The following is a 23,216-nucleotide window of genomic DNA, read 5'->3' as shown; positions in this document are numbered from 1 at the left end:
TGCGTCTCTCCGGTCAGGCCGTCGCACGCGACGGCCGGCACGTCTTCACCAGCACAGCCACCAGGATCGCGGCCAGCACGAAATACGCGGCCTCGACCCACGCGACCGGCAGCACGCGCACCTGGTACAGCAGCGTGGGCGTCGCCGCGAGCGCATGCAGCACGATCGCGAGCGGCAACACGGCGATGCGGCCGGCACGCACGCCGCGCCACATCAGCACCGACAGCGCCAGTTGCACCGCGAACGCCGCGCAGCGTTCGAGCAGCAACAGCAGGATCGACTGGGCCGACAGCGTCGCGAGCATCATGTGCAGCCGCACCACGGTGTCGACCGGCAGGTCCGACAACTGCGTCTCGAGCTGGCCGCGGCTCGCGAGCCACGCGAGATACGACCACTGCCCCCACACGAGCACGCCGACGAACCACGCCTCGGCGCCGCCGTGACCGATCCCGTAGCCGATCCCGCGGCCGTCGCCGGCCGATGCGCCATAGCGGCGGTTCAGCACGCGCATGCCGAGATAGCGGCCGATTTCCTCGAATACGGCGGTCGCGAGCGCGCTGTACGCGACGAACGCGAGCGGCTGCGTCAGCCAGCCGTCCTCGGGCGTGCGGCTCAGCACGAGCCCGTGGAACGCGCGCTCGACGATCATGGCAAACAGCGTGAAGACGGCGACGCCGACGATCGTGTCGCGGCGATTGAGCACGAGCGGCTTGCGCAGGATGCGGTAGAGGACGAGCGGCAGCAGCGCGATGATCAGCGTGGCGGCGATCAGCGCCGCCAGCGTGACGGGAGCGACAGTCATGGAGTTCCTTGTTCGAGGCAGCGCACCTGGCGCGCTGCGTGCCCCGAATGATACTCAGCTTGCGGTCGACGCGCGCGCGATCAACTCGCCGGGCAGCATCGCGACGCGCACGTCGCCCGCCGCGCCGTCGATCCGCTCGTGCACGAATTCGACGGCCTTGTAGCCGATTTCGTAGGTCGGCTGACGGATCGTCGTGATGCCGATCAGCTCGGCCCATTCCGGATCGTCGATCGACAGCAGCGCCGCCTGCTGCTGCCATGCGGCGCCGAAGCGCGCGCGCAGGTGGCGCGCGATCGCCAGCGCGACGGGCGCATTCGCGGCGAACAGCGCCGCGCGCACGCCGCGCCGAGCCGCATCGTCGATGCGCGCATCGACGTCGGCGAGCGCCGCCGCGGCCGCGCCAGGCTCGTTCAGGTCGAGCACGACCGTCGACGGCACCGCCAGCCCGCGCGCCGCCAGCGCCGCGCGGAACGCGGCCTCGCGCACGCGCCGCGAGCTCACGTGCTCGAACGGCTGCACGACGAAATGGATCGCGTCGAAGCCCTGTGCGACCAGATGCGCGAGCGCCGTCTCGATCGCATCGGTATTGTCGAGGCCGATCAGGTCGGCCTCGAAGCCCTCGACCGTCCGATCGACGAGTACGGCCGGAATGCCCGCGCCGCGCAGCGGGCGCAGCACGTCTTCCTCGGCGCCGAGCGCGTTGACGATCAGCCCTTCGACGCGGTAGGTCGTGAGCAGTTGCAGGAAGCGGCGCTCCATCTCGACTTCGTTCGCCGCGTGACAGATGAGCGGCATGTAGCCGAGCGCATGGCACGCGGCCTCGACGCCCTGCAGCACTTCGACGGTGTAGGGATTGGTCAGGTCGGCCGCGAGCATGCCGAGCAGCCGGTTGCGGCCGCGCTTGAGCCCGCGCGCCATCTGGTTCGGCCGGTAGTTGAGCCGCGCGATCGCCGCCTCGATCCGCTGGCGCAGATCGACCGACAGCACATGCGTCTCGCCGTTCAGGTAGCGCGAAACGCTGGTCTTGCCCGTGCCGGCCTCGCGCGCGACGTCGCTGATCGTCGCCGGACGCGTCGTGGAAGATTGCGAATCGGTCACTGTCGTGCCTCGCGACGTACGATCCGCGCCGCTTCGTGAGCAGACGGACCATTGTTGTTGGAAACGTAAGCCAGCCGGCGGCCTCCCCTGTCCTGGCGCGTCGGCGCCTGCGCCGGCCCGGTGCTTCACGCTCGAGCAGCGCCCGCCAATGGCGTTACAGCAGTCGGCCGCACCGGACCTGGCGCGGAAGCCCGTCGCGCGACGCCGCCGGCCGCGTGGCCGGCCGTCGATGCGACGAGCGCGGGCGATCATAACGCAGCCAGCCCTCGGGCACCAAGACCATCGACTCTAACCGCGCAGGGCGGTTATCGCAGGCGGCTCAGGCGTGCGCCAGCGCATCCGGGTTGACGAGATTCGCGCGCAGCGTGCCGGCCAGCGCGCCGACCAGGTTTTCCGCCGCGCAGCGCGCCATCGCATGGCGCGTCTCGTGCGTCGCCGAGCCGATATGCGGCAGCGCGACCACGTTCTTCATCCGCAGCAGCGGCGAATCGGCCGGCAGCGGCTCCTTCTCGAACACGTCGAGCCCCGCGCCGCGGATCGTCCCCGCACGCAGCGCGTCGATCAGCGCGGCCTCGTCGACCACCGGCCCGCGCGACGCGTTGATCAGGATCGCGCCGCGCTTCATCTTCGCGAACTCGGGCGCGCCGATCAGATGGCGCGTGTCGGGCGACAGCGGCACTTGCAGACACACGAAATCCGACTGCGCGAGCAACTCGTCGAGCGTCACGCGCCGGGCGCCGTACTGCGTCTCGGCCTCGGCATGCGCGGACCGGTTCGCGTACAGCACCTGCATCCGGAAGCCGAGCGCCGCGCGGCGCGCGACCGCGCCGCCGATGCGCCCGAGCCCGACGATGCCGAGCGTCTTGCCCTGCACGTCGGTGCCGTACAGGTCGGGGCCGATGCTGCGATGCCAATGGCCGGCTTTCACCCACTCGGCGAGCTCGACCACGCGCCGCGCGGAGGCCAGGATCAGTGAAAACACCGTATCGGCCGTCGACTCGGTCAGCACGTCGGGCGTATGCGCGAGCACGATGCCGCGCCGCGTGAAATCGGCGACGTCGAAGTTGTCGTAGCCGACCGAGATCGTCGACCACGCCTTCAGCCGCGGCGCACGGTCGAGCATCTGCGGCGTGATCTTCAGGCTCGCGCCGATCGCGCCGTCGGCGTCGCCGAGCGCGGCGGCGAGCGCGTCGGCGCCGTCGGCGTGCACGACGTCCGCATGCTCGCGCAGGTACGCGAGAACGTCATCGGGCAGCGGCTTGTACGCGACGATACGGGGCTTCATCGTTTCATTTTCCTTGCAGCGGCGCGGCGAGCGGATGCGCATCGCGCGCCTGGGGTTTGACGGACAGCGTGAGGATCACCGCGGCGACGAGCGCGGCGCTCATGAACGCGTACGACGCGACGGGCGACCCGGTCGCGCCGTTCAGGTAGCCGACGAAGTACGAGCCGACGAACGAGCCGAGCGCGCCCATGCTGTTGATCAGCGCCATCGCGCCGCCCGCGACGTTCTTCGGCAGCAGTTCCGGCACGATCGCGAAGAACGGGCCGTACGGCGCATACATCGCGGCACCCGCGACGACCAGCAGCGCATACGAGATCCAGAAATGCGACGAGCCGAGCGCGTACGACGCGGCGAACGCGGCCGCGCCGACCAGCAGGAACGGCCACACGAAGCCGCGACGCGAGCCGACCTTGTCGGACGCCCACGACGCGGCGAGCATCGCGATCGTCGCCGCGAGGTACGGCAGCGCGGACAGCCATCCGGTCGCGACCATCCCGAGGTCGGAACCGTTCTTCACGATCGACGGCAGCCACAGCACGAAGCCGTACACGCCGATGCTCCAGCAGAAATACTGCGCGCACAGCTTGATCACGGCCGGCGAGCGGAACGCCTCGCCATAGTTGCGCACCGGCTTGATCGCCGCCTGCTCGGCCGCGAGCGCGGCGTCGAGGTCGCGCTTTTCCTGTGCGTTGAGCCACGGCGAATCGGCCGGCTTGTCCTGCACGAGGCACCACCAGCACACGGCCCAGATGACGGCCGGGATGCCTTCGGCGATGAACATGTGGCGCCAGCCGAATTCATGCACGAGATAACCCGACACGATCGACATCCACAGCACCGTGACCGGGTTGCCGAGGATCAGGAACGTGTTCGCGCGCGAGCGCTCGTTCTTCGTGAACCAGTTGCTGATGTAGATCAGCATCGCCGGCATCACGGCCGCCTCGACGACGCCGAGCACGAAGCGGATCGCCATCAGCGACGGGATGTTGCTGACCACGCCGGTCAGGGCCGCGCAGCCGCCCCACAGCACGAGGCTCGCGAACACGAGCTTCTTCACGCTGCGGCGTTCCGCATAGATTGCGCCGGGGATCTGGAAAAAGAAGTAGCCGAGGAAGAACAGCGCACCGATCAGCGACGACAGGCCCTTGCTGATCCCGAGATCCTGGTTGATGCCGGCCGCCGCCGCGAACCCGTAGTTCGCGCGATCGAGGTAGGCGAGGCTGTACGTGATGAAGACGATCGGCATGATCGTCCACCACCGACGGGCTGCGAGATTGGCTGCCATGTGAGTGTCTCCGTATATGGACCGGAGTGGACGCGCTGGCGCCTGCCCGGCCTCGAACAAAACTGCTGTGCGTCGCGCACGAAATGGATCCGCGGATTGTGCCGTGTCCGGCCTCTCATTGCGCGGTGATGGTTTCCTCTAAGCGATCGGCGTCATTGCTGACATTTTCGAGCCGGTCGAGCGCGTCGCGGGTCGGCAACCCTTCCGAGTCGCCGATCACCTGGATCGCGAGCGCACCGATCCGGTTGCCGCGCGCGACCGCCTGCTCGACGCTGCGGCCTTCGAGCAGCGCGCTGACCACGCCGACCGCGAAGCCGTCGCCGGCGCCCACCGTATCGACGACCTTTTCAACGCGCTCGCCGGCAACGATGCCTTCGCGGCCGTCGGCCGTGCGGAAATACGCGCCCTGCTCGCCGAGCTTGATCACGACGCCGCGCGCGCCCTGCGCGAGATAGAAGCCCGCGATGTCGGCCGGCGTGTCGTGCCCGGTGAGCTGCCGCCCTTCGGCGAGGCCCGGCAGCACCCAGTCGGCGAGCGTCGCGAGCGCATTCAGCGTCTTCGCCATCACGTCGGCGGACGGCCACAGCGTCGGGCGCAGGTTCGGATCGAACGAGATCGTCTTGCCGGCCGCCCGCATCTCGCGTGCGAGCCGGAATGCCAGTTCGCACGACGTCGCCGAGATCGCCGGCGCGACGCCAGTCAGGTGCAGATGGCGCGCGCCGAGCACGTAGTCGGCCACGTAGTCGTCGCACGACAGGTGGCTCGCGGCCGAACCCTTGCGGAAATATTCGACGGTCGGGTCGCTGCCGTCGTCGTTGCGCGACTTCAGCTGGAAACCGGTCGGGTAACGCGGGTCGACGGTCACGCACGACGCGTCGATGCCCTCGCGTGCCAGCGTGTCGAGCACGTAGCGGCCGAACGAATCGCTACCGACCCGGCTCATCCAGCCGACCCGGAAGCCGAGCCGCGACAGGCCGACCGCGACATTCAGATCGGCGCCGGCGATCCGCTTCGCGAATTGCCCGGCGTGCGCGAGGTGGCCGGGCTCCGTCGCGACGAACATCGCCATCGCTTCACCGTAGGTCACGACATCGAGTGCTGCTTTCATGACTGAACTCCTCAGGATCCTGCTGCCGTCACGCGGTCGCGAGCCACGCGACGCGCCGGCACGCATCGCCGGCCAGGTCGGCCGCGTCGAACGGGAACTCGATGCCGCGCGGCGCATGCCGCGGCAGCGCCGCGAGCACGCCGGTCACGAGCGCATCGTCCGGCGCCGGCGCGACGGCGAAACGACGCGCGCCCTCGCCTTCGATGGTCTTGCAATGAATGTATTCCACGTGCGGCGCGAGCACCTGTGCGCAGTCGAGCGGCGCTTCGCCGCGCCACAGCCAGTTGCCGATGTCGAACGTCATGCCGAGCGCCTCGCGCATGCCGGCATCGGCCAGCGCATCGAACAGCGCGCGGAACTGCTCGAGCGCGCCGCCGACCTCGAGCTGGCCGTTTTCCACCACCACGCGAGCCCGCGCGCCGCGCGACAGCGCGACGATCTCGGCCGCGTGCGCGTCGCCCGCGAAGCCGCCGAGCTGCAATTTCACGAAGCGCGCGCCGAGCGCATCGGCTTGCGCGAGCGCGTCGCGCAAAGCGTCGGCATCGAGCGCGCCCGTTTCCGTATACAGCGAGTCCGGGGTCGAATAGACCGACCACAGTCCGTGGCCGGCGATCTGCGCGCCGAGCGCGGCCAGCGCGCCGGGCGCCGTGTCGCCGTCCGACGCGAACAGTTCGCGCCGCACCTCGAACCCGGTCGCACCGGATGCCGCCACGGTCGCGATGAATGCACTGTGGCCCTCCTGGCGCACCCAGTCCATCCCGAATGCGCTCGCCACGATCACGATGTCTGCCATGTTGCCCTTTTTCAACCGGAATGGAACCGGTTCCATTTGCTTGAGACGGATGGTGCGCTTCGCTTCAGACCCACGCCATAGAGGAAATCCCTAAGGCCCGCTGGTCACACGAATACGCGCCCGAACGCATGCAACACCTGTTCCCGGCGCAGCGTCGAGCGTCTATGCGAGGCCCTGCGCGAGGCTCATTTCGAGGAATTGCGCGGCGATTCGCGACGGCGCGCCGCCGTGCGGCACGAGAATGGAGAAATGCCGCGTGAGCGGCGCGGGCGCCAGCGAGCGCGGCACGAGCGCCGCATCCTCGTGACGCAGCGACATCGCGGACACGAACCCGACGCCCATTCCCGCGCGCACGGCTTCCTTCACGGCCTCGACCCCGGCGATCTCGAACGCGACGCGCATCGGCGCGCCGCCGTGCGCGAACGCGCGCTCGACGAGCTGCCGCACCGCGGAGCCCGCCTCGCGCAGCACGAGCGGATGCGCGGCGAGCGCATCGAGCGTCACGCCCGCGTCGTGGCCAGGCGCCGCGAGCGGATGGCCGGCCGGCACGATCGCGACGATCTCGTCCTCGTGCCACGCGTGCACGGCCGTACCCGGCGGCAGCGCCTCGCCGGGCGGCCCTTCGATCAGCGCGATGTCGAGCGACGGCAGCGCCGCGACCACGTCGGCCGTATTGCCGCTCATCGTCTGGATCGACACGCGCGGCGCGCGCGGCTGGAACGCCGCGATCAGGTACGGCAGCAGGTAGCTCGCGGGCGTCGTGCTCGCGCCGATGCGCAGCGTGCCGGCTTCCAGCCCGCGCACCGCGTCGCGAAACGCACGCGCCTGCGCGAACGTGTCGCGCTGCGCCTTCGCGTACTGCGCGAGCTGTTCGCCGACCGGCGTCAGGCGGATGCCGCGGCCGTCGCGCTGGTACAGCGGCTCGCCGAACTCGTCCTGCAGCAGCCGCAACTGGCCCGACACGGCAGGCTGCGACAGATGCAGCGCCACGGCGGCGCGGCTGATGTTCAAATGCTCGGCGACGGCGGCGAACGTTATCAGTTGATCCGGGGTCATGGCGATGAATTATCGGCTTTCCGGATAGTTTACGTCACAAATCACAATTTTTCATATCGATATAACGAAATTAGGATTACACCATCGCCACACGCTCCATCACGGTGCCCCCATGTCCACTGCTCCGACTCCCCATCTCAGCCATGCCGCGCCATCGATGCGCGGCCAGTTGAACGGCGTGCTGTTCGTCGCGCTGTTCGCCGCCGCCGTCACGAGCCTGTCCGAGCTCCCCGCGATCGCGGGGCTCGGCCTGTCGCCGCTGATCGTCGGCATCGTCGCTGGCGCGCTGTACGGCAACGCGTTGCGCGACGGCATGCCGGCCAGTTGGGCGGCCGGCGTCAATTTCTCCGCGCGCAAGCTGCTGCGCATCGCGGTCGCGTTCTTCGGCCTGCGCGTGAGCCTGCAGGAAATCGCGCAGGTCGGGCTGCCGGGCCTCACGGTATCGGTGCTGGTCGTCGTCAGCACGCTCGCGATCGGCACCTGGGTCGGCATGAAGCTGATGAAGCTCGACCGCGACGCCGCGCTGCTGACCGCCGCCGGCAGCGCGATCTGCGGCGCCGCCGCCGTGCTCGCGTTCGAGTCGACGCTGCAGTCGAAGCCGCACCAGAGCGCGATGGCCGTGGGCAGCGTCGTGCTGTTCGGGACGCTGTCGATGTTCCTGTATCCGCTCGCCTATCACGCCGGTCTGCTGAACCTCGATCCGGCGGGCCTCGGCCTGTTCTTCGGCGGCACGATCCACGAAGTCGCGCAGGTGGTCGGCGCGGCGAGCGACATCAGCCCGGAGGTCGTGCGCGTCGCGACGATCGTCAAGATGACGCGCGTGATGCTGCTCGTGCCAGTGCTGCTCGCGCTCGGCTGGTGGCTCGCCCGGTCGGCGCATGACGCGGCCGGCGGCACGCAAGGCAGGCGCAAGGTGGCGGTGCCGTGGTTCGCGCTCGGCTTCCTCGGCTTCGTGATCGTCAATTCGCTGAACGTGCTGCCGGCGGACGTCACGCACACGCTGAACGTGCTCGATACCTTCGCGCTGACGATGGCCATGACCGCACTCGGCATCGAGACGCGCGTCGCGCAGATCCGCGCGGCCGGCCCGCGAGCGCTGATGACCGGCCTGATCCTGTACGTGTGGCTGATCGTCGGCGGCTACGGCGTCACCTGGGCCGTGCAGCACTGGCTTGGCTGAGCCGCACGTCCGCGACGGTTCGCGCGCCGCGCCCGACGGGAGAGTCCCGCGGGCGCGGCGCGGTGCTATGCTTCGCGTCGTTTTCCATCGCCCCCTTTCAGCCGTGCTCTCGTTCCTGCTGAAGCTGCGCACTCGCGCCCGAACGCTGCTCCGCCTGTCGGACGCCCATACGATGCTGATCTGGTCGGCCATCGTCGGCGTCGGCGGCGCCTTCGCGACGATCGCGTTCCGCGAAGGCATCGATCTGATGCAGCGCCTGATCTCGGGGCACAGCGGCAGCTTCGTGCAGATGGCCAGGAGCCTGCCGTGGTACGTGCGGTTCTGGATGCCGGCCGCGGGCGGCTTCCTCGCCGGCTGCGTGCTGCTCTTCGCGACGCGCGGCGACAAGGAGGCAGCCAAGACCGACTACATGGAATCGGTCGCGCTCGGCAACGGCGTCGTGCCCGTGCGCCAGAGCCTGTGGCGCAGCGTGTCGTCGCTGCTGACGATCGGCAGCGGCGGCTCGATCGGCCGCGAAGGCCCGATGGTGCAGCTTGCGGCGCTCGCCGCGTCGCTCGTCGGCCGCTTCGCGCACTTCGACCCGCCGCGCCTGCGCCTGCTGGTCGCGTGCGGGGCGGCGGCCGGCATCACGTCCGCGTACAACGCGCCGATCGCCGGCGCCTTTTTCGTGTCGGAGATCGTGCTCGGCACGATCGCGATGGAGAGCTTCGGGCCGATGGTCGTCGCATCGGTCGTCGCGAACATCGTGATGCGCGAATTCGCCGGCTACCGGCCGCCGTACGAGATGCCGGTGTTTCCGGCCGTGACCGGCGCCGAGGTGCTGCCGTTCGTCGTGCTCGGCGCGCTGTGCGGCGTGCTCGCGCCGCAGTTCCTGCACCTGCTCGACGCGTCGAAGACGCAGTTCAAGCGGCTGCCGGTGCCGCTGCCCGTGCGGCTCGCGCTCGGCGGCCTCGTCGTCGGCGTGATCTCGGTATGGATTCCGGACGTGTGGGGCAACGGCTACAGCGTCGTGAACCACATCCTCCATTCGCCGTGGACCTGGCAGGCGCTCGTCGCGGTACTCGTGTTCAAGGTGATCGCGACCGCCGCGACCGCCGGCTCGGGCGCGATCGGCGGCGTGTTCACGCCGACGCTGTTCGTCGGCGCCGTGTTCGGCTCGCTGTTCGGGCTCGCGATGGACGCGCTGTGGCCCGGCCATACGTCGGCCTATTTCGCGTACGCGATCGTCGGGATGGGCGCATTCATGGCGGGCGCCACGCAGGCGCCGCTGATGGCGATCCTGATGATCTTCGAGATGACGCTGAGCTATCAGGTCGTGCTGCCGCTGCTGGTGTCGTGCGTGTTCGCGTATTTCGTCGCGCGCGCGACGGGCACGACGTCGATGTACGACATCACGCAGCATCACTACCAGGACGCGCAGGAGCGGCAGCGGCTGCGCACCACGCAGATGCGCACGCTGATCCAGCCCGCGCAGACGGTCGTGCCGCTCACCGCGAGCGTCGCCGACATGACGCGCGTGTTTCTCGAATATCCGGTGAAGTACCTGTACGTGACCGACGACGCCGGGCGCTTTCGCGGCGCGGTCGCGCTGAAGGACATCACGTCGGACCTGCTCGACAAGCGCGACACGGCCGACAAGACGGCCGCGCACTACGCGCATACGCCGTTTCCGCTGCTCACGCCCGACATGCCGCTCGCGACCGCGCTCGAACGCTTCATGGCGTTCCAGGGCGAACGGCTGCCGGTGATCGAGAGCGAAGCCGAGCCGACGCTCGCGGGCGTCGTCTACAAGACGTCGCTGCTCGATGCGTACCGGCGGATGACCGGCGAGCGCTGACGCGCGCCGCCGCACCGCGCGCGCCGGTCAGTCGGGCGCGCGCCCCAGCACGACCCGCGCGAAGAACCCCGCGAGCGCCGCTTCGGCCACGTCGGCCGACACGTGCTGCGGATCGGCCGTGTAGTACGACTGCACGCCGTCGCACAGGCACATCAGCCCGAACGCGAGCGTGTCGGCCGGCAGCAGCAGCGGCGTGCCCGAACGCTCGGCGAAGCGCTCGATGAATTCGGCCATCTGCACGCGCTTGCCGTGCAGGAACTGGTTGAAGCGCACGCGGAACTTCGCGTCGCGCGCGGCCTGCAGCTTCGCCTCGCCCCACAGCAGCGAATATTCGTCGTCGCGAAACAGCGTCCGGTAATACGCGAGCGCCATCGACTCCATCTGCTCGCGCGTGCCGCCGCCTTCGAAAATCGCCTCGAAGTCGGCCCGCACCTCCTCGTGATCGCGCTCCAGCAACTCCAGCAGCAAGTCGGACTTGCTGCGGAAATTCGAATAGAACGCACCGCGCGTATAGCCGGCCGCCGCCGCGATGTCCTCGACGCTCGCGGCCACATAGCCCTTCTTCAGAAAAATGCGATGCGCGGCTTTCAGCAGACGTTCGCGCGTCTGGTCCCGGCTCTGCTCTCGAGTTAAGCGCTGTGGTTTCATGGCGCGCAGTCTAGCATCCTTTCCCTTTCAGATTCATCTTTGCATTCAGATACAGGTGTGTATTAGAATCCGCCACAGTTTCTGACAATGTTGTCCGTCTGTCCGCGTGCGCCGATGCCGGCGCCGTTTTGGGGCAAGCGCCCGCCGCGCTTGCCGGCTTCGTTCCGCTCCACCTCACCTGGGGGTTTCGTGAATCGCTCCGGTTCCCGCGCCGCGCTGCTGATCGGCGCCGCGCTCGTCCTTGCCGCCTGTCATCCGAAAGAATCCGCGCCGCCCGCCCCGCGCCCCGTCGTCGCGCTGCCCGCACGGGCCGACACCGCCGCGGCCGCGCGCACGCTGCCCGGCGACATCCAGCCGCGCTATGCCACCCCGCTGTCGTTCCGCATCGCCGGCAAGATCATCGAGCGCCGGGTGCGGCTCGGCGATACGGTGAAGGTCGGCCAGGTCGTCGCGCTGCTCGATCCGTCCGACGTCGAGAAGAACGCCGCGAGTGCGCAGGCGCAACTCGATGCCGCGACGCACAGCCTCGCGTTCGCGAAGCAGCAGCTCGACCGCGATCGCGCGCAGGCCCGCGAAAACCTGATCGCGACCGCGCAGCTCGAACAGACCCAGAACAGCTACACGTCGGCGCTCGCGCAGCGCGACCAGGCGCAGCAGCAGCTCGCGCTCGCGAAGAACCAGCTCCGCTACGCGACGCTCGTCGCCGATCACGCGGGCACCATCACCGCCGAACAGGCCGACACCGGCCAGAACGTGTCGGCCGGCCAGCCGGTCTACCAGCTCGCGTGGTCGGGCGACGTCGACGTGGTGAGCGACGTGCCCGAGGCCGCGCTCGCGTCGCTCGCGCCCGGTCATGCGGCCACCGTCACGCTGCCGTCGCTGCCGGGGCGTCAGTTCGCCGCGAAGGTGCGCGAGATCGCGCCGGCCGCCGATCCGCAAAGCCGCACCTGGCGCGTGAAGCTCACGCTCGGCACGCCCGACCCCGCGATCCGGCTCGGGATGACCGCGGACGTCGCGTTCGCCGGCGCGCCGGTTGCCGGCGACGCGCAGCCGATCACGCTGCCCGCCACCGCGCTGTTCCACGACGGCGCGCAGCCGGCCGTGTGGGTCGTGCGCACCAAGGACGACACGCTCGAGTTGCGCCGCGTCGACGTCGCGCGCTTCAACGAGCGCACCGTCACCGTGTCGCGCGGGCTGCAGCCGGGCGAGCGCGTCGTGCTGCAGGGCGTGCATACGGTCAGCGCGGGCGAGAAGGTGCGCGCGATCGCGCCGCTGCATCCGGAGGACTTCGCATCGTGAGCGTCTCCCACGAAGAAGGCCGCTTCAACCTGTCCGCCTGGGCGCTGCGCCACCAGGCGCTGGTCGTCTACCTGATCGCGCTCGCGACGCTCGCGGGCATCCTCGCGTACACGCGGCTCGCGCAATCCGAAGACCCGCCGTTCACGTTCCGCGTGATGGTGATCCGTACCTTCTGGCCCGGCGCGAGCGCGCGGCAGGTGCAGGAACAGGTGACCGACCGGATCGGCCGCAAGCTGCAGGAAACGCCGGCCATCGACTTCCTGCGCAGCTATTCGCGCCCGGGCGAATCGCTGATCTTCTTCACGATGAAGGATTCGGCGCCCGTGAAGGACGTGCCCGAGACCTGGTACCAGATCCGCAAGAAGGTGGGCGACATCGGCTATACGCTGCCGCCCGGCGTGCAGGGTCCGTTCTTCAACGACGAATTCGGCGACGTCTACACCAACATCTGGACGCTCGAGGGCGACGGCTTCACGCCCGCGCAACTACACGACTACGCGGACCAGTTGCGCACCGTGCTGCTGCGCGTGCCGGGCGTCGGCAAGGTCGACTATTTCGGCGACCCCGACCAGCGGATCTTCATCGAGGTCAACAACGCGCAGCTCACGCGCCTCGGCATCTCGCCGCAGCAGCTCGGGCAGGCGATCAACGCGCAGAACGACATCTCGTCGGCCGGCGTGCTGACGACCGCCGACGATCGCGTGTTCGTGCGGCCCAGCGGCCAGTTCGACAACGTCGCCGCGATCGCCGACACGCTGATCCGCATCAACGGCCGCACGTTCCGGCTCGGCGATCTCGCGACGGTCAGGCGCGGCTACGACGATCCCCAGGTTACGCAGATGCGCGCGAACGGCCATGCGGTGCTCGGCATCGGCGTGACGATGCAGCCGGGCGGCGACGTGATCCGGCTCGGCAAGGCGCTCGACGCCGAATCGAAGGATCTGCAGGCGCAACTGCCGGCCGGCCTGAAGCTGACCGAAGTATCGAGCATGCCGCACGCGGTCTCGCACTCGGTCGACGACTTCCTCGAAGCCGTCGCCGAAGCGGTCGCGATCGTGCTGGTCGTGAGCCTCGTGTCGCTCGGGCTGCGCACCGGGATGGTCGTCGTGATCTCGATTCCGGTCGTGCTCGCGGTCACCGCCCTCTTCATGTACCTGTTCGACATCGGGCTGCACAAGGTGTCGCTCGGCACGCTCGTGCTCGCGCTCGGGCTGCTCGTCGACGACGCGATCATCGCGGTCGAGATGATGGCCGTGAAGCTCGAACAGGGCTACAGCCGCGCGCGCGCCGCCGCCTTCGCGTACACCAGCACCGCGTTCCCGATGCTGACGGGCACGCTCGTCACGGTATCGGGCTTCCTGCCGATCGCGCTCGCGAAATCGAGCACCGGCGAATACACGCGCTCGATCTTCGAGGTGTCGGCGATCGCGCTGATCGCGTCGTGGTTCGCGGCCGTCGTGCTGATCCCGCTGCTGGGCTATCACATGCTGCCCGAGCGCAAGCGGCACGCGCACGAGGCGCACCTGCCCGACGATCACGAGCACGACATCTACGACACCCGCTTCTACCGGCGGCTGCGCGGCTGGATCGACTGGTGCATCGAGCGGCGCTTCGTCGTGCTGCTGATCACGGGCGCGCTGTTCGTCGTCGCGCTGATGGGCTTCACGCTCGTGCCGCAACAGTTCTTCCCGAGCTCCGACCGGCCCGAGCTGCTGGTCGACCTGCGGCTGCCCGAAGGTGCGTCGTTCGCGGCGACGCTGCGCGAGACCGAGCGCCTCGAGAAGGTGATCGACAAGCGTCCCGAGATCGACCATGCGGTGAACTTCGTCGGCAGCGGCGCGCCGCGCTTCTACCTGCCGCTCGATCAGCAGTTGCAACTGCCGAACTTCGCGCAGTTCGTGATCACCGCGAAATCGGTCGAGGATCGCGAGAAGCTCGCGGCCTGGCTCGAAACCACGCTGCGCGACAAGTTCCCGGCCGTGCGCTGGCGGCTGTCGCGGCTCGAGAACGGCCCGCCGGTCGGCTATCCGGTGCAGTTCCGCGTGAGCGGCGACAGCATCGCGACGGTCCGCTCGATCGCCGAGAAGGTCGCGGCGACGATGCGCGGCGACGCGCGCACGGTCAACGTGCAGTTCGACTGGGACGAGCCGGCCGAGCGCTCGGTGCGCTTCGAGCTCGACCAGAAGAAGGCGCGCGAGCTGAACGTCACGTCGCAGGACGTGTCGAGCTTCCTCGCGATGACGCTGTCCGGCACGACCGTCACGCAGTATCGCGAGCGCGACAAGCTGATCGCCGTCGACCTGCGCGCGCCGCGCGCCGACCGCGTCGATCCGGCGAAGCTCGCGGGCCTCGCGCTGCCGACGCCGAACGGCCCCGTGCCGCTCGGCTCGCTCGGCCGCTTCACGCCGACGCTCGAATACGGCGTCGTGTGGGAGCGCGACCGCCAGCCGACCATCACCGTGCAATCCGACGTGCGCGCCGGCGCACAGGGCATCGACGTCACGCACGCGGTCGACGCGAAGCTGAACGCGCTGCGCGCGCAGTTGCCGGTCGGCTATCAGATCAACATCGGCGGCTCGGTCGAGGAAAGCGCGAAGGCGCAGGCATCGATCAACGCGCAGATGCCGCTGATGGCGATCGCCGTGTTCACGCTGTTGATGATCCAGCTGCAAAGCTTCTCGCGCGTGCTGATGGTCGTGCTGACCGCGCCGCTCGGGCTGATCGGCGTGGTCGCGACGCTGCTGCTATTTGGCCAGCCGTTCGGCTTCGTCGCGATGCTCGGCGTGATCGCGATGTTCGGGATCATCATGCGCAACTCGGTGATCCTGGTCGACCAGATCGAGCAGGACATCGCGGTCGGCCACGGCCGCGTCGACGCGATCATCGGCGCGACCGTGCGGCGCTTCCGCCCGATCACGCTGACGGCCGCGGCCGCCGTGCTCGCGCTGATCCCGCTGTTGCGCTCGAATTTCTTCGGGCCGATGGCGACCGCGCTGATGGGCGGCATCACGAGCGCCACCGTGCTGACGCTGTTCTATCTGCCTGCGCTGTACGCGACGTGGTTCCGCGTGAAGCGCGACGAACGCGACCCTCGGGACGGCCCGCCGCCAGGCGCCACGTCTGCCGCGCCGTCGGGAACCTGACCATGAATCGATCGATGACCCTGAAAACGAAAACCGTTCGGGCGCTCGCGGCGGCGAGCCTCGCCGGCCCGCTCGCGGGCTGCGCGTGGTTCGCGCCGAGCGGCGAGCCGCCCGCGATGCCGTCGCCCGCGCACTACGGCGCCGCGCCGCAGGTCGAGCAGACCGTGTCCGCGCAAGGCGTCGCGCAGCAGTTCGAGGTCGGCGCACAGCCGGTGCCGGACTGGTGGAAACAGTACCGTTCCGATGCGCTGAACGCGCTCGTCGACGAAGGGCTGCGCAACAGCCCGACGCTGAGCGCGGCGTCGCATTCGCTCGATGCCGCGCGCGAACAGTTGCGCGGGCAGATCGGCAGCTCGATGCTGCCGTCGATCGACGCGGTCGGCCAGGCCGCGCGCCAGCGCGCGCTCGGCGTGCCGATTCCCGCGCTCGGCGCGCCGACGCTGCTGTACGACACGTTCGTCGGGCAACTGCAGGCGAGCTACACGGTCGACCTGTTCGGCGTGTCGCGCTTCGGGAACCGCGCGCTCGCGAAACGCGTCGACGTCAGCGCGTTCCAGCTCGAATCCGCGCGGCGTGCGCTGGCCGCGAACATCGTCACCGCGTCGATCACCGTGTCGGTGCTCAATGCGCAGATCGACACGACCGAGCGGCTCGTCGCGCTCGCGAACGACCAGGCGCACGACGCCGAGCGCCGTTACGCGCTCGGTTCGGCATCGCGCAGCGACGCGCTCAATGCCCGGCAAAGCGCCGACACGTTCTCGGCGAGCCTGCCCGCGTTGCGCCAGCAGCGCGACTCGGCGCGCCATGCGCTCGCGGTGCTGGTCGGCCGTACGCCCGACCGGCCGCCGGCCGATCTCGCGCTCGCCGACCTGCACCTGCCCGAACAGGTGCCCGTCGTCGTGCCGTCGGACCTGCTGCAAAGCCGCCCGGACATCCAGGCCGCCGATGCGGGGCTGAAGGCCGCCGCCGCCGAAGTGGGCCTCGCGACCGCGCAGATGTTCCCGCAACTGTCGCTGTCGGCGGCGATGGGCAAAGGCGGCTTCAGCTGGCCGGCGATGCTGTCGGGCGCCGGCGCGATCTGGAACGTCGGCGCGTCGCTGAGCCAGCCGATCTTTCACGGCGGCGCGCTGCTCGCGCAGCGCCGCGCGGCGAAGGCGACCTACGAGGCCGCGGTCGATCAGTACAAGCAGGCGGTGCTCGGCGCGTTCCAGAACGTCGCCGATTCGCTCGCGGCGCTCGAGCACGACGCGCAAGCGCTCGACGCGTCGTCGCGCGCCGCGCTGTCCGCACGGGGCGCATACGACGACGCGGCCGCCCGCGTGCGGCTCGGCGCGCTGCCGCCGTCGGCCGCGCGCGCGAGCGAGTTGCAGTACCGCAATGCGCGGCTCGACGAGATTCGCGCGACCGGTGCGCGGCTCGCGGATACCGCGCGGCTTTACCAGGCGATGGGCACGCCGCCGGCCGGCAAGGACGCGCCGTCCGACAAGGCCGGCAACGCCGCCGGCGACACTGCCGCCGGCAAGGAAGCACGCGCCGCCGCGCCCGACGCCGCGCCTTCGGCGCAATAACCGGCCCCCTCGGATCGGACGCGCGTGCGGCTACCCGCCACGCGCGTCCGATCGCCGATCTTCCGCTTGACCCTCACGTAGCGTAACGTTCGAGACTCCAGTGTGCGCACCGAACGGAGGAACGAATGCGGCTGAAAGTGGGAGAACTGGCGAAACGCAGCGGGCTGACCGTCCGCACGCTTCATCACTATCACGCCATCGGCCTGCTGACGCCTTCGGCGCGCGCCGACAACGGCTACCGGCTGTACGACCGCGACGACATCGCCCGGCTCCACCAGATCCAGGCCCTGCGTCGCTTCGGACTGTCGCTCGCCGAAATCGGCGACTACCTGAACCAGCCCGGCACCCCGCTCGTCGATCTCGTCGCGAAGCAGATCGCGTCGCTCGACCGCCAGCTCGCGCAAACCGCGCAGCTGCGCGAGCGGCTCGCGAGCCTGCATGCGCAGCTCGCGGCGGGCACCGAGCCGGAACTGGCCGATTGGCTCACCACACTGGAGTTGATGACCGTGTACGACAAATATTTCTCCGAGGAAGAACTCGCGCGCCTGCCGATGTACCAGAAGAGCCAGGCCGGCGACGCGGAATGGATCGCGCTCGTCGCGCAAGTTCGTGCGCTGCACGAGGCGGGCGTGCCCGCCGAGGACGAGCGCGTCCGTGCGCTCGCCGCGCGCTGGATGGCGCTGCTGGTGCGCGACACGAACAACGATCCGCGGCTGCTCGCGAAACTGAACCTGATGCACGAGCAGGAGCCGTCGATGCAGTCGAAGTTCGGCATCTCGACCGCGTTGCGCGACTATGTGCTGCGCGCATCATCGGAAACGAAGATGCGGCTCTTCGAGAAGTACCTCACGCCGGACGAGATCCGCTTCATGCGGGCGCACTACGCCGAACGCGCGATGGAATGGCCGCAACTGATGGCCGACGTGCGCGACGCGATCGATGCGGGCACGCCGCCCGATTCGCCGCAAGGCCGCGCGCTCGCGCAGCGCTGGCTCGAGCTGTTCCGCAGCTACGCGGGCGACGATCCGGCCACGCACGCGAAATTCCGTCAGGCGTTGATGAACGAGCCGGCGCTGTCGAAGGACTCGTGGACCGACGACACGCTGCTCGGTTTCATGCGCGCAGCGATGGCGCAGTTGGCGCCGGTGCGTTGATCGCATGACGGGCGGGCGGCGAGCGGTTTCCCGTTTGCCGCCCGTTTCGCCATTGGCGGCCGGTATCGCGCGCTCACCGGCCGGGCGTCCGGCCAGGGCCCGTTCACGCCAATAACGCGCCCTAGTCGCTGCGCATGCTGATCCCGCGCCAGCGCTTCGTCATGTAACGCAGAAACGCGGGCTGCGCCTTCAGGTCCGCGTTCGGCACGGGCGCCGCGCCGCCGTCGACCAACTTGCCGTTGACCGTCACGGTTTCCTCGCCGCGCAGCACGTACTTCGTCCCCGCGTCGATCAGGAAATACTTGACCTGATCGGCACTCACGTCGCCGCGGCAACCGATCTTGTACGCGAACAGGAACTGCTTGCGGCCGGTGCCGAGCAGGTCGTGCATCTCGATCGATTTCGGCACGACGTCGAGAACCACGTCGACCGGGCAATCCTTCACGTAGTCGCGCACCGTCCAGTCGGGGCGGCCGTCGAGCGTCGCGGATACCTTGAGCTCGACGTCGTCGCCGGATACGGTTCTGGCGAGCGTCACGGCATGCGCGCCGGCCGCGTCGGTCCACGTGTAATCGGCCGCCTGTACGGGACTGGACAGCACTGCCGCCGTGAGAAACAGGCCAGGCAAAAGGAAGCGTATTTTCATCGGCGACGGGGTGAGAATCGAACGCGCCATTATCGACGAAGCCGCGTGCCGCCGACAGCCTCGCGCGACACCCGCCGTTCAGCGCTCCCGCGTACCGAGACCGAGCGCCTTCATCCGCCGGTACAGCGTCCGTTCGCTCAATCCGAGCCGCTCGGCGAGCGCCTTGCGCGTGCCGTCGAACGCGCGCGCGATGCGCACGAGCTCCGCGTCCGACACGGCGCGCGTGTCCGCCGCCTGCACGTGCGGCGCGGCCGCGGCCGCGACCAGCTCGGCCGGCAGGTGTTCGACGCGAATCGTCCCGTCGTCCGCGAACAGGCACGCGCGTTCGAGCACGTTGCGCAGCTCGCGGATGTTGCCGGGCCACGCATACGCGTCGAGGCATGCGCGCGCGCGTTCGGTCAAACTGAACGGCCGGGCATTCGCGTCGCCCGCCTTGCCGCGCGCGTTCGCGATTCGCCGCAGGATCGATTCGGCCAGCAGCGCGACGTCGCCCCGCCGTTCGCGCAGCGCCGGCAGCGGAATCGGAAACGCGTTGATCCGGTAGTAGAGATCCTGCCGGAACCGGCCGTCGTCGATCATCTCGCGCAGCGGCTTGTGGGTGGCCGCGACGAGCCGGAAATCGGCGCGCAGCGCCTCGACGCCGCCGACACGCCGGAACGTCCCCGATTCGATCAGCCGCAGCAGCTTCACCTGCATCGGCAGCGGCACGTCGCCGATCTCGTCGAGAAACAGCGTGCCGCCCTGCGCGGTTTCGACGAGGCCCGGCTTGCGCTGGTTCGCGCCCGTAAACGCCCCCTTCTCGTAGCCGAACAGCTCGCTCTCGAACAGCGTCTCGGCGATCCCCGAGCAATCGACGACGACGAACGGCCCCATCGCGCGGTCGCTCGCCTCGTGCAGCGCGCGGGCGAACAGTTCCTTGCCGGTGCCCGATTCGCCGAGCAGCAGCACCGGCAGCGTCGAAGGCGCCACGCGCTGCAGCGCGCCGAGCGCCGCGTTGAACGCGTCCGAGCCGCCGACGAGCCCTTCCGCGCTCGGCTGCGCGGACGCGCTGCGCACCGTCGTCAGCCGCTCGACATACGCGATCACGTTGCCGTGCGCATCGAAGATCGGCCGCAGTTCGACGTCGACATGCTCGGGGCCGCGCGGCGTGTGATGGATGTGCAGCACGCGGTTCAGCCCGCGCGATTCGAGCGCCTGCTTCATCGGGCAATGCTCGCCGGCCTGATCGCACGGCACGTCGTAGTGATGCGACACCTGGAAACAGTGCCGGCCCACGTGCTCGACGCCGGCCACACCGAACTGGCGCCGGTACGCGTCGTTCCCCGCGAGGATCCGGTAGTCGGGATCGACGACGATCATCGGCTGCGGGTCCTGCTCGAGATACGCGACGAGTGCGCGTACGTCGGGCATCGCGTCGTGGCGCGGGGCGGGGACGATCGGAATGGTGTCGTGCGGATTCATGCGGCGGCTCGCTCGGCGAAGGGGCGCCCGGACGGACTGCCAGGCAGGCTGCCAATTCTGCCACGACACTGCCAGTTGTGGCAGTCATCGTCGTCAACCGGATGTCGACGCTGCCTTCGGCGGGCCGCCGATGCACCGAAAAACCGAGCCGAATCAAGTCTTTGCCACATCGGTGGACGTTGCACCGCAGGTTGGCACGCTTCTTGAAGCAAAGACCGCGATTGCAGATGCAGAACCCGATCGAGGACACCCCGTGAGCCACGCCCCCGCCCTGTCGGTCGAAGGATTTTTCGACCCGGCGACCCACACCGTCAGCTATCTCCTGCTCGATACGGCGAGCCGCGCGTGCGCGCTGATCGACAGCGTGCTCGACTACGACCCGAAATCCGGCCGCACGCGCACCGCCAGCGCCGACCGGCTGATCGCGCGCGTCGCCGAACTCGGCGCGACCGTGCACTGGCTGCTGGAAACGCACGTGCACGCCGACCACCTGTCGGCCGCGCCGTACCTGAAAGCGCGGCTCGGCGGCCGGATCGCGATCGGCTCGCACGTGCGTCGCGTGCAGCACGTGTTCGGCACGCTGTTCAACGCGGGCCCCGGCTTCGCGGAAGACGGCCGCCAGTTCGACCGGCTCATCGACGACGGCGACACGCTCGCGCTCGGCGCGCTGACGATCCGCGCGCTGCACACGCCGGGCCACACGCCCGCGTGCATGACCTACTGCGTGGACGATGCGACACAGCGCGCGGCGTTCGTCGGCGACACACTATTCATGCCCGACTACGGCACGGCCCGCTGCGACTTCCCCGGCGGCGACGCGCGCACGCTGTACCGCTCGATCGCGCGCATGCTCGCGCTGCCGCCCGACACGCGCCTGTATCTGTGCCACGACTACCAGCCGGGCGGCCGCGACGTGCAGTTCGTGACGACCGTCGCCGAGCAGCGCCGCGCGAACGTGCACGTGAAGGACGGCGTGACCGAGGACGATTTCGTCGCGATGCGCACCGCGCGCGACGCGACGCTCGACATGCCCGTGCTGATGCTGCCGTCCGTGCAGGTCAACATGCGCGCCGGCCACCTGCCCGAACCCGAGAACAACGGCGTGCGCTACCTGAAGATTCCGCTCGACGCGATCTGAGCCGCGCGCCCCGCCCATCCGGAGAACCCCGACATGACCATCCGCAAGCTGACCGACACGCTGTCGGTCTCGCCGCAGATCGCGGCGGCCGACCTGCCCGCGCTTCACGCGGCCGGCATCCGCGCGATCATCTGCAACCGGCCCGACGGCGAAGGCGCCGACCAGCCGACCGTCACCGAGATCCGCGCGGCCGCCGCGCCGCTCGGCATCGACGTGCATTACCTGCCGGTCGATACCGGCAAGGTAACCGACGACCAGGCCGCGCAGTTCGGTGCGCTGCTTGCGTCGCTCGACGGGCCCGTGCTCGCGTACTGCCGCAGCGGCACGCGTTCGGCCACGCTGTGGGCGCTGTCGCAAGCCGGGCTGCGGCCGCTGGACGACCTCGTGGCAGCCGCCGGCGCGGCTGGCTACGATCTGAGCGCACTCGCCTCGCGTATCGCGCCAGGCGGCCGCCGGACGGCGCCGACGGTGGACGCACGGCACGACATCGTGATCGTCGGCGCCGGTGCGGCGGGCATCGCGGTCGCGTCGAGCCTGCTCGCGCGCGATGCGTCGCTCGACATCGCGGTGATCGATCCGGCCGACGCCCACTATTACCAGCCCGGGTGGACGATGGTCGGCGCGGGCGTGTTCCAGCCCGGCACCACCGCGCGGCCAATGACCGACGTGCTGCCGCGCGGCGTGCAGCGGATCCAGGCCGCCGTCGCGGGCTTCGAGCCCGACGCGCATGCGGTCGTGCTCGACGGCTGCCGGCGCATCGGCTATCGCAAGCTCGTCGTCTGTCCGGGGCTCAAGCTCGACTGGCACGCGATCGACGGCCTCGCCGACACGCTCGGCCGCAACGGCGTCACGTCGAACTACCGCTACGATCTCGCGCCGTACACGTGGGAACTCGTGCGGGCGTTCCGCGGCGGCAATGCGCTCTTCACGCAACCGCCGATGCCGATCAAGTGCGCGGGCGCGCCGCAAAAGGCGATGTACCTGTCATGCGACCACTGGCGGCGCACGGGCCGACTCGCGGCCGCGAACGTCGAATTCCTGAATGCGGGCGGCGCGCTGTTCGGCGTCGCCGATTACGTGCCCGCGCTGATGGAGTACGTGAAAAGCTACGACATCGCGCTGTCGTTCGGCCACAACCTCGTCGCGATCGACGGGCCCGCGCGCCGTGCGACGTTCTCGCGCGCGCTGCCGGAAGGCGGCAAGGAAACCGTCGAGCGCGCGTTCGACATGATCCACGTCGTGCCGCCGCAGAAGGCGCCGGACTTCGTGCGCGCGAGCCCGCTCGCCGACGCGGCCGGCTGGATCGACGTCGATCCGGCGACGCTGCGGCACAAGCAGTTTGCCGACATCTACGCGCTCGGCGACGTCACCAACACGACCAATGCGAAAACCGCCGCGGCCGCCCGCAAGCAGGCGCCCGTCGTCGCGCACAACCTGCTCGCGTCGCTCGGCCGCGCGCACGGCGACGCGGTGTACGACGGCTACGGCTCGTGCCCGCTCACCGTCGAGCGCGGCAAGATCGTGCTCGCCGAGTTCCTGTACGGCGGCAAGGTCGCGCCGACCTTCCCCGCATGGCTGATCGACGGCAAGCGCCCGTCGCGGCTCGCATGGCTGCTAAAGGAGCGCGTGCTGCCGCCGCTCTACTGGAAGGCGATGCTCAAGGGCCGCGAATGGCTCGCGAAGCCCGCGATCGCACGCTGACCGGAGCGCGATGA

Annotated in this window: 18 protein-coding genes; 8 read left to right on the top strand and 10 right to left on the bottom strand. The window is 69.6% G+C overall.

All coding sequences use genetic code 11. From position 1 onward, the window contains the following. Positions 1 to 13: 13 nt before the first annotated feature. The 7 genes from KPB06_RS15925 to KPB06_RS15895 all read right to left on the bottom strand — a co-directional run bounded on the left by KPB06_RS15925 (position 14) and on the right by KPB06_RS15895 (position 7,427). The gene (locus KPB06_RS15925; RefSeq protein WP_059583432.1) at positions 14 to 802 is read right to left on the bottom strand and encodes a YhfC family intramembrane metalloprotease; all 789 of its coding nucleotides are present in this window, start codon (positions 800 to 802) and stop codon (positions 14 to 16) included. 54 nt (positions 803 to 856) lie between these two features. After that, positions 857 to 1,900, bottom strand: a complete 1,044-nt coding sequence (locus KPB06_RS15920) for a LacI family DNA-binding transcriptional regulator (RefSeq protein WP_059583434.1) — start codon at positions 1,898 to 1,900, stop codon at positions 857 to 859. A gap of 319 nt (positions 1,901 to 2,219) precedes the next feature. Beyond that, positions 2,220 to 3,185 (bottom strand): NAD(P)-dependent oxidoreductase, encoded by a 966-nt coding sequence (locus tag KPB06_RS15915; RefSeq protein WP_059583521.1) that lies wholly within the window; start codon positions 3,183 to 3,185, stop codon positions 2,220 to 2,222. A 4-nt stretch (positions 3,186 to 3,189) separates the two neighbouring features. Further along, positions 3,190 to 4,470, bottom strand: a complete 1,281-nt coding sequence (locus tag KPB06_RS15910; RefSeq protein WP_059583435.1) for an MFS transporter — start codon at positions 4,468 to 4,470, stop codon at positions 3,190 to 3,192. A 115-nt stretch (positions 4,471 to 4,585) separates the two neighbouring features. After that, a complete protein-coding gene (locus KPB06_RS15905; RefSeq protein WP_059583437.1) occupies positions 4,586 to 5,578 on the bottom strand; it encodes a sugar kinase in 993 nt (330 codons plus the stop codon). Between the two features lie 28 nt (positions 5,579 to 5,606). Beyond that, the gene (locus KPB06_RS15900; protein WP_059583439.1) at positions 5,607 to 6,371 is read right to left on the bottom strand and encodes a sugar phosphate isomerase/epimerase family protein; all 765 of its coding nucleotides are present in this window, start codon (positions 6,369 to 6,371) and stop codon (positions 5,607 to 5,609) included. A gap of 162 nt (positions 6,372 to 6,533) precedes the next feature. Further along, the gene (locus KPB06_RS15895; protein ID WP_059583441.1) at positions 6,534 to 7,427 is read right to left on the bottom strand and encodes a LysR family transcriptional regulator; all 894 of its coding nucleotides are present in this window, start codon (positions 7,425 to 7,427) and stop codon (positions 6,534 to 6,536) included. Between the two features lie 112 nt (positions 7,428 to 7,539). On the opposite strand from KPB06_RS15895, the gene KPB06_RS15890 reads away from it, so the two are divergent. Together KPB06_RS15890 and KPB06_RS15885 are read left to right on the top strand one after the other, a co-directional pair. Then, entirely contained in the window at positions 7,540 to 8,607 is a 1,068-nt protein-coding gene (locus KPB06_RS15890) for a YeiH family protein (RefSeq protein WP_059583443.1), read from the top strand. 103 nt (positions 8,608 to 8,710) lie between these two features. Continuing rightward, positions 8,711 to 10,444, top strand: a complete 1,734-nt coding sequence (locus KPB06_RS15885) for a ClcB-like voltage-gated chloride channel protein (RefSeq protein ID WP_196485203.1) — start codon at positions 8,711 to 8,713, stop codon at positions 10,442 to 10,444. A gap of 27 nt (positions 10,445 to 10,471) precedes the next feature. Here the strand turns inward: KPB06_RS15885 and KPB06_RS15880 are convergent, their stop codons facing one another. After that, positions 10,472 to 11,092, bottom strand: coding sequence for a TetR/AcrR family transcriptional regulator (locus KPB06_RS15880; protein ID WP_059583446.1), 621 nt, complete (start codon positions 11,090 to 11,092; stop codon positions 10,472 to 10,474). A 189-nt stretch (positions 11,093 to 11,281) separates the two neighbouring features. Here KPB06_RS15880 and KPB06_RS15875 point away from each other — a divergent pair, with 189 nt between their 5' ends. From KPB06_RS15875 to KPB06_RS15860, 4 genes are all read left to right on the top strand, one after another. Next, complete coding sequence (locus tag KPB06_RS15875) at positions 11,282 to 12,391, top strand: efflux RND transporter periplasmic adaptor subunit (RefSeq protein WP_059583447.1); 1,110 nt, start codon at positions 11,282 to 11,284, stop codon at positions 12,389 to 12,391. Further along, a complete protein-coding gene (locus tag KPB06_RS15870) occupies positions 12,388 to 15,534 on the top strand; it encodes an efflux RND transporter permease subunit (protein WP_060009807.1) in 3,147 nt (1,048 codons plus the stop codon). Before KPB06_RS15875 ends, KPB06_RS15870 begins: the two co-directional genes overlap by 4 nt. A 2-nt stretch (positions 15,535 to 15,536) precedes the next feature. Next, positions 15,537 to 17,102: an efflux transporter outer membrane subunit gene (locus KPB06_RS15865; protein ID WP_104012124.1), complete on the top strand. Its 1,566-nt coding sequence runs from the start codon at positions 15,537 to 15,539 to the stop codon at positions 17,100 to 17,102. Positions 17,103 to 17,227: 125 nt separating this feature from the next. After that, positions 17,228 to 18,256, top strand: coding sequence for a MerR family transcriptional regulator (locus tag KPB06_RS15860; RefSeq protein WP_059583452.1), 1,029 nt, complete (start codon positions 17,228 to 17,230; stop codon positions 18,254 to 18,256). Positions 18,257 to 18,377: 121 nt separating this feature from the next. Here KPB06_RS15860 and KPB06_RS15855 read toward each other — a convergent pair whose 3' ends face one another. Both KPB06_RS15855 and KPB06_RS15850 read right to left on the bottom strand, forming a co-directional pair. Continuing rightward, a complete protein-coding gene (locus KPB06_RS15855) occupies positions 18,378 to 18,902 on the bottom strand; it encodes a M949_RS01915 family surface polysaccharide biosynthesis protein (RefSeq protein WP_059583522.1) in 525 nt (174 codons plus the stop codon). A gap of 78 nt (positions 18,903 to 18,980) precedes the next feature. After that, on the bottom strand, positions 18,981 to 20,363 hold the full coding sequence (locus tag KPB06_RS15850) for a sigma-54 interaction domain-containing protein (protein ID WP_104012123.1): 1,383 nt from the start codon (positions 20,361 to 20,363) through the stop codon (positions 18,981 to 18,983). Positions 20,364 to 20,616: 253 nt separating this feature from the next. Between KPB06_RS15850 and KPB06_RS15845 the strand changes: the two genes are divergently transcribed. Then, positions 20,617 to 21,501, top strand: coding sequence for an MBL fold metallo-hydrolase (locus tag KPB06_RS15845; RefSeq protein WP_104012122.1), 885 nt, complete (start codon positions 20,617 to 20,619; stop codon positions 21,499 to 21,501). Between the two features lie 33 nt (positions 21,502 to 21,534). Beyond that, on the top strand, positions 21,535 to 23,202 hold the full coding sequence (locus KPB06_RS15840) for a bifunctional protein tyrosine phosphatase family protein/NAD(P)/FAD-dependent oxidoreductase (protein ID WP_104012121.1): 1,668 nt from the start codon (positions 21,535 to 21,537) through the stop codon (positions 23,200 to 23,202). Positions 23,203 to 23,216: the final 14 nt, after the last annotated feature.

Source organism: Burkholderia semiarida, assembly GCF_029268935.1.
GTDB lineage: Bacteria > Pseudomonadota > Gammaproteobacteria > Burkholderiales > Burkholderiaceae > Burkholderia > Burkholderia semiarida.
Note: the sequence above shows the minus strand (reverse complement) of the source record. Positions and strands in the feature narration are given on the sequence as shown.